Origin of the sequence: Roseovarius sp. (assembly GCF_018066915.1) — a bacterium.
In the GTDB taxonomy this organism is placed as follows: Bacteria; Pseudomonadota; Alphaproteobacteria; order Rhodobacterales; family Rhodobacteraceae; genus Roseovarius.
In genome coordinates this window covers 1-13,516 of record NZ_JAGPVV010000041.1, presented here as the reverse complement: position 1 = coordinate 13,516, position 13,516 = coordinate 1, and the positions used below count along the sequence as shown (strand labels likewise).

Here is a 13,516-nt window from a genome sequence, read left to right as displayed (position 1 = left end):
AGGTTGTCGGTCACGATCACGTCGAACTGCTTGGGCCAGCGGCAGAGCTGCATTGCGCCTGCATCCGCATACATATGGCTCAGTTCCACATCGGGATAATCCGCGTCATGCACCTTTTGCACGACCTCGCGCCAGAGCACGCCCGATTCCATCACATTGGCCTTTTCCATCGAACAGACCCGGTTGCCCCGCTTGCGCGCCAACTCGAAGGCCGCGCGCGCCACGCGGTCGATCTCGCTCTCGGTGTAGCGCTGCGTGTTGATGCCCACACGCTCGTTGCCTTCGGTGAAAATACCGCGCGGCTCGCCGAAATAGATGCCGCTCGTCAATTCCCGCACGATCATGATGTCGAGACCGGCGACCACATCCCGCTTTAGGCTCGAAAAATCCGCCAGTGCGTCAAAGCATTGCGCCGGGCGCAGGTTGGCAAAAAGGTCCATTTCCTTGCGCAGGCGCAAAAGGCCGCGCTCGGGCTTCACGCTGAAATCGAGGCTGTCGTATTTCGGCCCGCCCACGGCCCCCAAGAGCACGGCATCAACCTCTTGCGCCTTTGCCATCGTGTCGTCATGCAGCGGCGTGCCGTGCTTGTCATAGGCGGCCCCGCCCACCAGATCTTCGGACACGTCGAACACCAGCCCGCGCTTGGCCCCGTACCAGTCGATGATCTTGACCACTTCGGCCATGACCTCGGGGCCGATCCCGTCACCGGGCAGAATAAGAAGCGATGGGTTGCTCATGGGGCGTTTCCTTGGCTTGCGTTGGACGTTGCCCGTTGGCCTATACGCAAGCCCCGGAATGGTCAAGAAAGCCCGATGTTACGGCAGGCTCAGATCGACCCAGACCAGCCGGTGACGGCTGGCTATGGCCGCTGCTGCCCCCTCTGGCGTGTCCTCGGGCGGCCAATGCACGCCCGCCCCCGTGACGGTCAGATCAGCAGCAGGCAGGATATAGGACACCCGCCGCGCGCCGGGGCCGGGGGCCGGCCAATCGACGGTCTCGATCTGCGTTCCCGGCCCGGCGCGCATCGGGCGCGGGTCTTGCAGGCGCGGATCGGTCAGCAGCGCGCGCAGCGCCTCTGGCCGCCCCTCGCCCCGTTGCGCGTCAAGATTGGCATGGCCCATCAACACGAACCGCGCCTTTGGTGGCGGCCCGAACGCGCCATCGAGATAGAGCTGCCAGAACCGGAGTTCATCGTGGTTGCGCCGCCCGTTCAGATCCTCGGGCCCATCAAAAACCGGCGGTGTGGCGTGAAAGGTCAGCACCTGCAACGGCCCCGACGGCAGCAGCACCGGCACCACCCAATGCCCACGCGACGGCAGGCGCTGCATCGCCTGCGCCGCCTCTGAGGGGAAAGGGGCATCGTCCCTCCGCGGCAAGAGCGCACCGGGCAGATCACGCCAGAGAAACCCGCTGAAATCCTGTGCTCCCGCATCCTCCACAGGATAGCGCGACAAGAGCGCCATGCCCCCCTGACCGGCAAAGGCGCCAAACCCTTGGGCATCGCGCGGCCCGCCGCGCCGCCCGTCGCCATCCATGTCTATCCCGGTCGCCACGCCTGCGTTGGGTGCACGTGCAAAGAGATGGGCGTAACGCGGCCCGCCCCCCTCTGCGATGAGGTCACGCAGCGCGCTCAGCGCCAAGAGGTCAAGATCGTAATCCACCCCCTGCAAGATCAGGATATCAGGCTGCGTTTGCGCCAGCACCTCTACGATTGCCGCAATCTGCGCATCCGCGCCGCGCCGCAAATCCCGCAAGAGCAATCCTGGCCCGGCACGCTCCAGATCCACATTCCAGCTTGCCAGTCGCAGCGTATCCGCCCGCACGGGCAGGACACAGATCAAGAGCGCCAGAAGCCCCGCGATCAGGCGCCCTGCAACCCCTTGGCGGTCAGCGCATCGCCCTCGGCATAGGCGCGGCGGCGCTTGTCCTCGATCATGTCGGCGATCCGGCTCATCGCGATGCCGCGCATCAGCATGCTGGCAGGAAGAAAGGCCCATGCGGTCATCGTCCAGATCAGGGTTTGCGGTTGCGCAATCGAAATCGGATCAATCATGTCCGAGGCCGCGCGCACCGCCGCTGGAATCAAGAATGGCAGCAAAGACCCTAACACAATGTTAAGACCGGCATCCCGGCGCAAGCGGTGCAGCACATCGCCGCCGCCCGTGGGATCAAAGAGCGGCAGGTTGATCCAGACATTGAACGCCCCCGACCGTGCAGGCCAGCCCAAGAGCCGCACCAGCGTCACGAAATAGAGGATCATCACCAGCGACACCGTGTAAGAGATGCCCGAGGCGATCCGCACCATCTCGATCAGCGCGGCATCGGCATCGGCGGGCATCATCAGCACCACCAGACGCACCGGCGAATAGGGAAAATCAATCGCCTCGCCCAGACCGCGGCCGAGTTGCGTCAACCACTCGGTCGCCCCGGTCGGGTCCGTGGTGCCGCGTACGATCATCGACAGCGACACAAGGATGGCCGCCAAAGCGAAAAACTTGGCGCGGTTGAACGGCGGGGCAAAGCGGAATTCGATGATGCTGGGATATTGGCCGTAATATTCGATAAAGGTCATGAAGCCCGCAAGGATCGAGAGCACGATCACGATCTGCGCGGTATCCGCACCTGTGGACGGCACGACCAACGAGGGGGTCGCGATCAGGATCGCAATCAGTATGGCACGCGCAAGCGCACCTGGAATCAGTGAAAACACTGCCCTTTCCCCTTCAACTTGGACGGTCGCGATACTCTGCCGCGCCCTTGTGCCAACTTGACCCCACACTTTATGGCGGGTTGCCTCAATCTCGCCCAATTTTTGCCTACTTTCACTATTCACCACAAGCCCTTGGTTAATAAGACGAAAGATTTAGGGCCGATTGAGGGTGCAAGTGGTGCAGGATTGCATCAAACTTGGTTCAGCTTTGTGGCGTAAGGGTCTGTAAATACTGTATCTTGTGGAATGTTCTGGGGTGGGCACAAGTGGCGAGGCCCAAACAAAAACGCCGCGACCTGTGTCGCGGCGTCTTTCTTCTCTTGTTTGGGCCGGTTCAGACCCAGGGGCGCGCCTGTGCCGCCTGCGCCTCAAAGCTCTCGATGGCCGCGGCCTTCTCAAGCGTGAGGCCGATATCGTCGAGCCCCTCCAGCAGGCAATGCTTCTTGAACGCATCCACCTCGAAGCTGAAGACTTGACCTTCCGACGTCGACACGGTCTGCGCCTCCAGATCAACCTCGATGCGCGCATTGGCGCCCTTCTCGGCCTCCTTCATCAGCACATCGACCTGCTCTTGCGGCAGGGCAATCGGCAAGATGCCATTCTTGAAGCAGTTGTTGTAAAAGATGTCGGCATAGCTCGGCGCGATGACACAGCGGATGCCGAAATCCTTGATCGCCCAAGGCGCATGCTCGCGGCTTGACCCGCAGCCGAAATTATCGCCCGCCACCAGAATTTGCGCGTCGCGATACTGCGGCTTGTTCAGCACGAAATCGGGGATCTCGTTGCCCGCATCATCATAGCGCATCTCGTCGAAGAGGTTCACACCCAAGCCCGACCGCTTGATGGTTTTCAGGAACTGCTTGGGGATGATCATATCTGTGTCGATATTGATCAGGGGCAGGGGGGCGGCGATACCGCTCAACTTCTCGAACTTTTCCATCACATCATCTCCCTTACATCCGTCAGATGCCCCGTCACCGCTGCCGCCGCCGCCATGGCGGGGCTCATCAGGTGGGTGCGTCCGCCCCGGCCCTGACGACCCTCAAAGTTGCGGTTCGACGTGGCGGCACAGCGCTCGCCGGGGCTGAGCTGATCCGGGTTCATCGCCAGACACATAGAACAGCCCGCAAGCCGCCATTCAAACCCGGCCTCGATAAAGATATCCGCCAGCCCCTCTTCCTCGGCCTGCGCGCGCACAAGACCAGAGCCGGGCACAACCATCGCCCGTTTCACGGCAATCTTCTTGCCCTTCAGGATCGCCGCCGCCGCGCGCAGATCCTCGATCCGACCATTGGTGCAAGAGCCGATAAAGACCGTGTCGATCTCGATGTCGCTCAGCTTCTGACCGGGCTTGAGGCCCATGTATTCCAGCGACCGGCGTGCCGCATCGACCTTGCCGCCGCTGAAATCTTCGGGCGCAGGCACGGTTGCGGTGATCGGCAACACATCCTCGGGGCTGGTGCCCCATGTGACCACAGGGGCGATATCCTCGCCCTTGAGTGTCACCACCTTGTCCCAATGCGCGTCATCGTCGGAATAGAGCGTCTTCCACCAATTGAGCGCGGCTTCCCACTGTGCACCCTTGGGCGCATGGGGCCGGCCTTTGACATACTCATAGGTCTTTTCATCCGGCGCGATGAGGCCCGCGCGCGCGCCGCCCTCGATCGCCATGTTGCAGACCGTCATGCGGCCTTCCATGCTCAGATCGCGAATGGCCTCGCCGCAATACTCGATCACATAGCCGGTGCCGCCTGCCGTGCCGGTGGCGCCGATCACCGACAGGGTGATGTCCTTGGCGGTCACACCGGGGCGCAGCTTGCCAGTGATCTCGACCTTCATGTTCTTGCCTTTGCGCTGAATGAGCGTCTGCGTGGCCAGCACATGCTCGACCTCAGAGGTGCCGATGCCATGCGCGAGCGCGCCAAAGGCCCCATGTGTCGCGGTGTGGCTGTCGCCGCAAACCACGGTCATGCCGGGCAATGTCCAGCCCTGTTCGGGGCCGACAATATGCACGATCCCCTGCCGCACATCCGACACCGGGTAATAATGAATACCGAAATCGCGCGCATTCTTGTCCAGCGCCTCGACCTGAATGCGGCTGTCCTCGGTCATGGTAGCGGCATTGGCGCGGTCGAGCGTGGTGGGCACATTGTGATCGGGCACGGCAATGGTCTTGTCGGGGGCATGCACCTTGCGCCCGGCCATCCGCAGCCCTTCAAAGGCTTGCGGGCTCGTCACCTCATGCACGAGGTGGCGGTCGATATAAAGAAGGCAGGTGCCATCTTCGGCCTCATGGGCCACATGGGCATCCCATATCTTGTCATAGAGTGTCTTGGGGGACATGCGTCCTCTCCCGTTTTGCTGGTTGGATTGGCTAAGAGACGTCACGAAAGGGCGGCGCGCCTCATAGGCGCGCGGTAATGCTGCACATCGCCCCGAAGAACCTCCAGGGCAGGCGCGCGCGATCATCCATGTCGAAAACCCGTGTCATGCACCGCAGATACAGTGCCGCCGCCGCTCTATCAAGAGGGTCGCGTGCGGCGATACGGTCAATGCCGAGCCGCCCGCAGCTTCATCTGGCCAAAAATACCTCGGGGAGCACCGGATGAAATCCGGGGTGAGGGGGCAGCGCCCCCTTCCTTGTTCGCTCAGGGCTTCTCGCCAATCTCGCCCGTCAGAGAGAAAAGCCGCTTGGGATCGCCCGCCGGTTCGATCTTGAGCGCGCCAACCCCGCGCTTGTCCGCGAATTGCCCGGTGCCGCTGACCAATTCCCAGAACCCGTCATCATGCAAGGCGGGCTTGTCGGCACCTTTCATGAACACCGCGCGCACGGTGAACTTGATGATCGCCACATCACCGTTTTCCGCCTCGAACCGCAGATAGCCGCGCGGATCGCCCCCCAAGGGCGGCTGAATGTCATGCCAGCCGAATTCCGTGACCTTGGCCCCGGCCAGTACGCCCTCACCCTCGGACACACCTTCGCGGCGCACGGCCAGAACGAAATGCGGTGTGCCATCGCCCATCTCGAACCGCATCTCTTCTTGTGGGTCCATCACGGCGGTGACGGCCACGGGTGCTGCCATCGCCCCGCCTGCCAGCATCAGCACCTTAGCGGTCAGCACGGCCAGACGCGGTGTTTTCATGGAAAAAATCATGTGCGGTTCTCCTGCGAAATCGCTCTGCGGCCCCAATGTCGGTGCCAACAGCCAGAGCCTTTCACGCAGGGGCTACGCGCTCAACGATTGTTTGGTGTCAGCCGGTCACTTATGCGTGCAAACATCGTGATTTTGGAATGTTTCGCGCGCCCGCGCTCAGTCGGACGACAGCATATAGCCCTCGCCGCGCACGGTTTGCAGATAGCGCGGCTGCTTGGGATCGCTCTCGATCTTGCGGCGCAATCGGGTGATCTGCACATCCACGGCGCGTTCCTGCGCCTGCCCGCCGTCGCGGCCCAGATCCTCGACCAGCTTGGCGCGGCTCACCGGCTTGCGCAGGTTCTCGGCAAAGATCCGCATCAACTGCACCTCGGTCGCGGTCAGGCGCACGGGCTTGCCCGCGCGGCTCAGTTCCGCGCGCTCGATGTCATAGCGCACCGGCCCAAGATGCACGACCTTGGGTTGCGCCGGTTCCTGCTCGGGCTCGGGCATCCGACGCAGGATCGCGTTGATCCTCAGCAGCAATTCCTTGGGCTCGAACGGCTTGGGCAGGTAATCATCCGCACCCGCCTCCAGCCCCTCGATCCGGTCCGGGGTCTCTCCCTTGGCGGTCAAGAGCAGGATCGGCGTCTTGTGGGTGGCGCGCAGCGCGCGGGTCAATTCCACACCGCTCTCGCCGGGCATCATCACATCCAGCACGATCAGATCGAAATCCAAGCCCGCCAGCACCCGCCGCGCATGGGCCGCATCGCGCGCGATCGACACAAGGAAACCGTGCCGCATCAGGAACTTGCGCAAGAGGCCACGAATACGCTCGTCGTCATCCACGATCAGCAGATGGGGGGCGGGCTCGGTCATGTGTCACTCTCCCGGATGGCGTGATAGCGGCGGCGCAATTCAGGCTCCATCATCGCCTCCAGCACCTGACGAAATCCGGCCACGGCCTGAGGGCCCGCGGCGCGATAGGCGGCGCGCATCCGTGCGCGCTGTGCATCCGACAGCTTGCGCTCCAATGCTGCTCCTGCGTCGGTCAGGGTCAAGTGTCGCTCGCGCTTGTCGGTGGTGCCGACCCGGCTCTCGACCAGCCCATCCTCGATCAGCGTGCGCAGCACGCGGTTCAGCGATTGCTTGGTCACGCCAAGGATCGCCAAGAGGTTGTTGACCGTGGTTCCGGGGCTGCGCGCGATGAAATGGATCGCCCGATGATGCGCCCGACCATAGGCCATGGTGGCAAGGATACGGTCGGGATCGGCGGTGAATCCGCGATAGGCAAAGAACATCGCTTCGATGCCCTGACGCAACTGCTCGTCGGTGAGAAACAACAGGTTTTCGCCGCCATGCATTTCGGCCATGCCCACCCTCCGTTCACAATATACGAGCCTCGTGTTTCATATTAAGTCAGCTTTGTTGACATTCCAAGATCAAACTGCTACCGAATCTCAGTTTTTGCGCAATATTATGTCCGAGGCGGACGTATCACACGCAATAAATGCAAACATCGCGAAGAGGAAGCGGAAATGTCTGGCTATGACGATCGGGACGGCAAGATCTGGATGGATGGCAAAATGGTGGAGTGGCGGGATGCCAATGTGCATATCCTGACCCATGCGCTGCATTATGCCAGCTCGGTCTTTGAGGGCGAGCGCTGCTATGGCGGCAAAGTCTTCAAGAGCCGCGCCCATTCCGAACGCCTGCTGAAATCGGGCGAGCTTATGGACATGGCGATCCCCTACACGGTGGACGAAATCGAAGCCGCCAAGCGCGCCGTGCTCGACGCCAACAACCTGACCGATGCCTATGTCCGCGTCGTCGCGTTCCGGGGGGCTGGTCCCGATATGGGCGTGGCCGCCGCGCGCAACCCGATCCGCATGGCCGTGACCGCCTGGGAATGGGGAAATTACTATGGCGATGCCAAGATGAAAGGCGCCAAGCTCGACATCGCAAAATGGAAGCGCCCCAGCCCCGAGACGATCCCCGTCGCCGCCAAGGCCGCCGGTCTCTACATGATCTGCACCATGTCCAAACACGCGGCCGAGGCCAAGGGCTGCTCGGATGCGATGTTCCTCGACTATCGCGGCTATGTGGCCGAGGCGACGGGGGCCAATATCTTTTTCGTCAAGGATGGCGAGGTGCATACACCGCTTGCCGATGCCATCCTGAACGGCCTCACGCGCCAGACCGTGATCGGCATGCTCAAGGATCGCCAGATCAAGGTGCACGAGCGCCACATCATGCCCGAGGAACTCGAAGGGTTTGAACAATGCTGGCTGACCGGCTCCGCCGCCGAGGTGACGCCTGTGGGTCAGATCGGCGATTACACCTTTGAGGTGGGCGCCATGACGCGCGAAGTGTCTCAGGCCTATGAGGCCCTCGTGCGCGCCTGATCGCGGGCGCGACACCGGCGGTAAACCACCGGCCTTAGTATCGCCACAATCGCCGCCCGGTCCCACTGGGCGGCGTTTTTCGTGCCGATTCTGGTATTTTTACGCCGTCTTGACCGGGTGATTCGCGCGAATTTAACGCCACATCGGTGCAAGTCGCCCGAAAATGGCGCAGCAACGCTCTCCTTAAACGTGTCAGAAATGTGGCAAGCCCGCGTCGCGCCCTCCAGGGTTTTCGGCCTCCACCCCGGTTCATCGCAGCCCCGCACCGTCGTTTCCGGTGCCGCAACATTACGCTGCGTCGCCCGCCTCGATTGGGGCCCAACGAGGTATTTTTCCCCCTATCCCGGCGGCAATCCGCCGCGTATCGAAGAGTTGTTTCGAGAGGCTGGACAATCCGGCGTTTCGTTCTGCTCGCTGCCTGTGATCCGCTCAACAGTCGGCGGGACAATTTGTGGTTAAAATGTGGCGTGATCTGATCGGGTCCGGTCAAAATGACCGGGGATCATTGCGGCAAAACAAGGGCGCGTGCTGGCGGACTTGTCGCTTTTGAACGCGAAGCGAAATCGGGGCAAAACACCCCAGAGTTGTATTTTTTCGGGGTTATTGACTTGGTCAGGGGTAGGGTGCATCTACAAGTAAGTTAGCTGAATACTTAGTAAATCTGGAAACGACAGGCAGTGGGGGCATTGGCCGGTCGTATCCTCGGGGTGAGTTGCCTGACCGAAGTCATATGCGCAAAGTGACGCATTACGTGTGTCCTAGCCTGCCGAAATCTGGCGCGAGTTGTGCCACGTTCCGGACATAATTGCGACGGTGCGCCAAAAGATCGGCTCACCCATCGGCAACGGGCACGGCGCGGTATGTGTAAACGGTGTTGGGGTTTCGAGATTCTGGGGAGAGCTGCCATGTCATTGCGATCTGTTTCGGTGCCTTTGCGCCGCGAAGACGCGAATCTGATTCAAAATCCGACTGTCGGATTGAAATCGGTTCAGGTCTACGGACATTTTTTTAAGCGCGTTCTGGATATTGTGATCGTCCTGCTTGCGGCACCCGCCGTGATCACGGTCGTGCTCGCCCTTTGCGTGTTGATTGCACGGGATGGCGCGTCGCCCTTCTATGCGCAGGACCGGGTTGGCAAGAATGGCCGCATCTTCCGGATGTGGAAACTGCGCAGCATGGTGCTCAACGCCGATGCGCAGCTTGAAAGCTATCTCGCCGCCAATCCCGCCCGCCGTCTGGAATGGGACGAGCACCAGAAGCTGCGCCATGATCCGCGCATCACCCGGATTGGCCGCCTCATCCGCAAGACCTCGCTCGACGAGCTGCCGCAACTGTGGAACGTGCTGATGGGCGATATGTCCATCGTCGGCCCCCGTCCCATGATGCCCAGTCAAAAGGCGCTCTATCCCGGTCGCGGCTATTACGCCCTGCGCCCCGGCATCACCGGCTTTTGGCAGATTTCCGTGCGCAACGAGAGCAGCTTTGCCGAACGCGCACAATTCGATACAAAGTATCTGCGTGACCTGTCCTTGTGGACCGACCTGCGCGTGATGCTCTGCACCTTCCGCGTGGTCTTGACCGGAACCGGCTGCTAAGAACCCCGCGCGCCCTTGCCCCGCGCGCGGACAATCTGGCCGCGACTGGCGCATTGATGCACCTTGCGGCCAAAATCCCCGCGCGGCAGTCTGAATGAGTTGAAATCTATGGGCTTTGGCACTTAGGCTGACCCTGCCACCCGGTCCCTCTGGGCCGCGCTGCGACCTGCGGCCAGACCGGCGAAACAGTCAAAGAGGTGCCCGGCGCGTCATGCCCAATGCCTTGGCCTATCTGATGCTGGCCGCCTGGCCGCTGATCACGCTGGCGATGTTCCGGCGATGGCCCGTCGAGCGTGCGCTCATCTGGTCGCTTTTGGGCGCTTATATGTTTCTGCCGCCGCCGCCTGCGGCCTTTGATTTCCCGCTGATGCCGCCCCTGACCAAGGAATCGCTGCCCAGCCTTGCCACCTTTGTCATCTGTCTCATTCATGCCAAGGCCCGCGCGCCGCTCTTGCCCCAAACCCTTCCGGCGCGCATCCTGATCGCCCTCTTCATCCTCAGCCCGGTGGCCACAGTCCTCACCAATGGCGAGCCGGTGTTTTACGGGCGCATCGGCCTGCCCGCCTTGGGGCTCAAGGATATGGTGGCCCTCGTTCTCTTGCAAACCATCCTGCTCCTGCCCTTTCTTCTGGCGCGGCAACATCTCGCCACACCCAAAGGCTTGCGCGAACTGGTGATGGCGCTGATGCTGGGCGGCCTGATCTATTCCCTGCCGATGCTTCTCGAAGTGCGGCTCTCGCCCCAACTCAACATCTGGATCTATGGCTATTTCCAGCACAGTTTCGAACAGATGATGCGCTCGGGCGGGTTCCGTCCCATCGTTTTCATGTATCACGGTCTCTGGGTTGCCTTTTTCACTGTCATGGCCATGACCTGTGCCATCGCTCTGGCGCGCGAGGCCGATGTGCGGCGGCGCATCTTTTACCTCTTGGCGGCGCTCTATCTTGGCGGCGTGCTGGTGCTCTGCAAATCGCTGGGTTCGCTGATCTATGGCGTCTATCTGGCCCCGCTTGCCCTCTTCCTGCCCCCCCGTATGCAAATCCGCATCGCGGGGCTGATGGCTGTGGTGGCGATTGCCTATCCCGTGCTCAAGGGCGCAGGCCTGATCCCGGTCGATTGGATTCTCGAACAGGCCGCCAAAGTTGACCCTGAACGCGCCAATTCTCTGCGCTTCCGCCTCGATAACGAGGATATCCTGATGGAGCGCGCCCTTGAAAAGCCGCTCTTTGGCTGGGGCAGTTGGGGGCGCAACCATATCCTCAATCCCATCACTGGTGTGATCGAGACCGTAACCGACGGGCGCTGGATCATCCTGATCGGCATTTTCGGCTGGGTTGGGTATCTCGCGGAATTCGGCCTTGTCGCGCTTCCGGTGCTGATGCTCTGGGTCTATGGCCGCCGTCTGGGCGATGCCGCCCATGTGCGCCTGATTGGCCCGGTGGCGCTCTTGCTGGCGATCAACCTGATCGACATGCTGCCCAATGCCACGCTTACGCCGCTGACATGGCTCTTTGCCGGGGCGGTGCTGGGTCTCGCCGAGGCGGCGCGCCATCAGCGCCCTGTCGCGTCCCGCCGCCGCCCTCTGGGCTGGCGGCCGATCATGTGAGGCGCGCGCCATGACCCGCCCCCGCGTGCTGGTCCTTGCCGAGGCGGCCAATCCCGAATGGGTCAGCGTGCCGCTGGTCGGCTGGTCACTGGCCACCGCCTTGCGCGACGTGGCCGAGGTGCATATCGTCACGCAGGTTCGCAACCGCGACGCATTCTTGCGGGCGGGACTCATCGAGGGCGAGGACTTCACCGCCATCGATTCCGAGGCGCTTGCCCGCCCCCTCTGGGCCTTGGGCGAGCGGCTGCGCATGGGGCAGGGCAGGGGCTGGACCACGCTGCAAGTCATCAACGCGATCAGCTACCCGTGGTTCGAGCATCTGGTGTGGCAACAGTTTGGCGCGGCCATCCGCGCCGGGCGCTATGACATCGTGCATCGCATCACCCCGCTCAGCCCGACGATTTCCTCGTCGTTGGCGGGCAAATGCGCCCGCGCGGGTGTGCCCTTTGTCCTTGGGCCGCTGAATGGCGGCGTGCCATGGCCCGCAGGCTTTGACGCCGAGCGGCGGCGCGAGCGTGAATACCTCAGCTATCTGCGCAGCGCCTACAAGGCGCTGCCGGGCCGCGCCGCGACCCTGCGCCATGCCGCCGCCATCTTTGCCGGCTCTCGTCACACGATGGGCGAATTACCCGGTTTTGCGCGCGCCAAAACCGTCTATCTGCCCGAAAACGCCATCGACCCCGCCCGCTTTTCCCGCATCGCAGCACCCGCGCCGGATGGCCCCCTGCGCGCGGCTTTCGTCGGGCGGCTTGTGCCCTACAAGGGCCCCGATATGCTGATCGAGGCTGCGGCCCCGATGCTGCGCGCCGGGCGTCTGCATCTTGATTTTGTGGGCGACGGGCCGATGATGCCCGCCTTGCGCGCGCAGGCCGACGCCCATGGCGTGACCCATGCCATCACCTTTCACGGCTGGCTGGAGCATCGCGCCGTGCAGGACGTGCTGGCCACCTGCCACCTCTTCGCCTTCCCCTCGATCCGCGAATTCGGCGGCGGCGTCGTGCTCGAGGCGATGGCCTTGGCCGTGCCGCCCCTCATCGTCGATTACGCCGGCCCCGGCGAGTTGGTCAGAGCCGCGCGCGGGCTCAAGGTGCCGTTGGGCAGCCGGGCCGAGATCATCGCAGGTTTTGCCACGGCATTGGAGACACTCAGCCACGACCGCGCCGCCCTCGCCGCCATGGGGCAGGCGGGCCGCGCATGGGTGCTGGAACAGGCCACATGGGCCGCCAAGGCAGGCCAGGTTCGCGCCGTCTATGACGCCCTGCTGGCCAAGGCCCCGCTGCCCGAGGTCTTCGCCGCATGAGCGCCGCCTACCGCCCCGAAATCGACGGGTTGCGCGCCATCGCGGTGCTGTCCGTGGTGCTCTATCACTTCGGGATGCCGGGCATTCCCGGCGGCTTTGTCGGCGTGGACATCTTCTTTGTCATCTCCGGCTTTCTGATCGGCGGCATCCTCTGGGCGGACCTGCGCGAAACCGGGCGCATCCGCTTGGCCCGCTTCTATCTGCGCCGCCTGCGCCGCTTGGCCCCCGCCTATTTCGCCATGGCGGCGGCGACGCTGGTGATGGGCTGGCTCATCCTCTTGCCGTTCGAGTTTCGCGAATTCGGCAAATCCCTGATCGCCGCTACGGTCTATCTCTCCAACATCCATTTCTACCGTGAAGCGGGCTATTTCGACGGCGTGTCCGAGGAAAAGCCGCTTTTGCACACATGGTCGCTGGCGGTCGAGGAACAGTTCTACATCGTGCTGCCTTTCGTTCTCTTGGCTCTGGTCCGGTGGCGCCCCACGCTGCCCATGATCCTCGCGGCCCTCGCCGCGCTCTCGCTTGCTGCCTGCCTCTGGCTCACGCCCCGCTCGCCCACGGCGGCCTTTTACCTCTTCCCCTTCCGCGCATGGGAGCTTTTGGCGGGCGTCCTTCTCGCCATCGCGGCGCAGGAACGCAGGGCGCGCTTTGCCCTCCACCCGGCGCTTTCATGGGCCGGTGTGGCGCTCCTCCTCGCCAGCATTACCCTGATCCGGGCCGAGGGGTTTCCCGGCTGGCAGGCGCTCTTGCCCGTCGCGGGCACGCT

At 62.8% G+C, this 13,516-nt stretch carries 13 protein-coding genes; 5 read left to right on the top strand and 8 right to left on the bottom strand.

Annotation, left to right across the window (positions count from 1 at the left end):
- From leuB to KBT70_RS02350, 8 genes are all read right to left on the bottom strand, one after another.
- Positions 1-737, bottom strand: a 737-nt coding sequence (gene leuB, locus KBT70_RS02385) for a 3-isopropylmalate dehydrogenase (RefSeq protein ID WP_296628341.1), incomplete at its 3' end; no start/stop codon positions are given.
- 78 nt (positions 738-815) lie between these two features.
- Positions 816-1,850: an endonuclease/exonuclease/phosphatase family protein gene (locus KBT70_RS02380; protein ID WP_296628343.1), complete on the bottom strand. Its 1,035-nt coding sequence runs from the start codon at positions 1,848-1,850 to the stop codon at positions 816-818.
- Positions 1,851-1,861: 11 nt separating this feature from the next.
- On the bottom strand, positions 1,862-2,710 hold the full coding sequence (locus KBT70_RS02375) for a hypothetical protein (RefSeq protein ID WP_296628340.1): 849 nt from the start codon (positions 2,708-2,710) through the stop codon (positions 1,862-1,864).
- 334 nt (positions 2,711-3,044) lie between these two features.
- Positions 3,045-3,650 carry a 3-isopropylmalate dehydratase small subunit gene (leuD, locus tag KBT70_RS02370; RefSeq protein ID WP_296628338.1) on the bottom strand — a complete coding sequence of 202 codons (606 nt, stop codon included), beginning with the start codon at positions 3,648-3,650 and terminating at the stop codon, positions 3,045-3,047.
- Entirely contained in the window at positions 3,650-5,053 is a 1,404-nt protein-coding gene (gene leuC / locus KBT70_RS02365) for a 3-isopropylmalate dehydratase large subunit (protein WP_296628335.1), read from the bottom strand. Before leuC ends, leuD begins: the two co-directional genes overlap by 1 nt.
- A 305-nt stretch (positions 5,054-5,358) precedes the next feature.
- The gene (locus KBT70_RS02360; RefSeq protein ID WP_296628333.1) at positions 5,359-5,853 is read right to left on the bottom strand and encodes a hypothetical protein; all 495 of its coding nucleotides are present in this window, start codon (positions 5,851-5,853) and stop codon (positions 5,359-5,361) included.
- A gap of 168 nt (positions 5,854-6,021) precedes the next feature.
- A complete protein-coding gene (locus KBT70_RS02355) occupies positions 6,022-6,723 on the bottom strand; it encodes a response regulator (protein WP_296628332.1) in 702 nt (233 codons plus the stop codon).
- A complete protein-coding gene (locus tag KBT70_RS02350) occupies positions 6,720-7,217 on the bottom strand; it encodes a MarR family transcriptional regulator (protein ID WP_296628330.1) in 498 nt (165 codons plus the stop codon). Before KBT70_RS02350 ends, KBT70_RS02355 begins: the two co-directional genes overlap by 4 nt.
- A 165-nt stretch (positions 7,218-7,382) precedes the next feature.
- Here KBT70_RS02350 and KBT70_RS02345 point away from each other — a divergent pair, with 165 nt between their 5' ends.
- The 5 genes from KBT70_RS02345 to KBT70_RS02325 form a co-directional block, all read left to right on the top strand.
- Positions 7,383-8,249 carry a branched-chain amino acid aminotransferase gene (locus KBT70_RS02345; protein WP_296628327.1) on the top strand — a complete coding sequence of 289 codons (867 nt, stop codon included), beginning with the start codon at positions 7,383-7,385 and terminating at the stop codon, positions 8,247-8,249.
- Between the two features lie 905 nt (positions 8,250-9,154).
- Positions 9,155-9,844: a sugar transferase gene (locus tag KBT70_RS02340; protein WP_296628325.1), complete on the top strand. Its 690-nt coding sequence runs from the start codon at positions 9,155-9,157 to the stop codon at positions 9,842-9,844.
- A gap of 211 nt (positions 9,845-10,055) precedes the next feature.
- Positions 10,056-11,450 (top strand): hypothetical protein, encoded by a 1,395-nt coding sequence (locus tag KBT70_RS02335; protein WP_296628324.1) that lies wholly within the window; start codon positions 10,056-10,058, stop codon positions 11,448-11,450.
- Between the two features lie 10 nt (positions 11,451-11,460).
- The gene (locus KBT70_RS02330) at positions 11,461-12,750 is read left to right on the top strand and encodes a glycosyltransferase family 4 protein (protein ID WP_296628322.1); all 1,290 of its coding nucleotides are present in this window, start codon (positions 11,461-11,463) and stop codon (positions 12,748-12,750) included.
- On the top strand, positions 12,747-13,516 hold a 770-nt coding region (locus KBT70_RS02325; RefSeq protein WP_296628320.1), incomplete at its 3' end, for an acyltransferase. The genes KBT70_RS02330 and KBT70_RS02325, both read left to right, overlap by 4 nt.

Coding starts and splice junctions, on each gene's coding strand:
- KBT70_RS02345 (WP_296628327.1), top strand. CDS start 7,383: ATGTCTGGCTATGACGATCGGGACGGCAAGATCTGGATGGATGGCAAA.
- KBT70_RS02360 (WP_296628333.1), bottom strand. CDS start 5,853: ATGAAAACACCGCGTCTGGCCGTGCTGACCGCTAAGGTGCTGATGCTG.
- leuD (WP_296628338.1), bottom strand. CDS start 3,650: ATGGAAAAGTTCGAGAAGTTGAGCGGTATCGCCGCCCCCCTGCCCCTG.
- KBT70_RS02350 (WP_296628330.1), bottom strand. CDS start 7,217: ATGGCCGAAATGCATGGCGGCGAAAACCTGTTGTTTCTCACCGACGAG.
- KBT70_RS02330 (WP_296628322.1), top strand. CDS start 11,461: ATGACCCGCCCCCGCGTGCTGGTCCTTGCCGAGGCGGCCAATCCCGAA.
- KBT70_RS02335 (WP_296628324.1), top strand. CDS start 10,056: ATGCCCAATGCCTTGGCCTATCTGATGCTGGCCGCCTGGCCGCTGATC.
- KBT70_RS02355 (WP_296628332.1), bottom strand. CDS start 6,723: ATGACCGAGCCCGCCCCCCATCTGCTGATCGTGGATGACGACGAGCGT.
- KBT70_RS02340 (WP_296628325.1), top strand. CDS start 9,155: ATGTCATTGCGATCTGTTTCGGTGCCTTTGCGCCGCGAAGACGCGAAT.
- leuC (WP_296628335.1), bottom strand. CDS start 5,053: ATGTCCCCCAAGACACTCTATGACAAGATATGGGATGCCCATGTGGCC.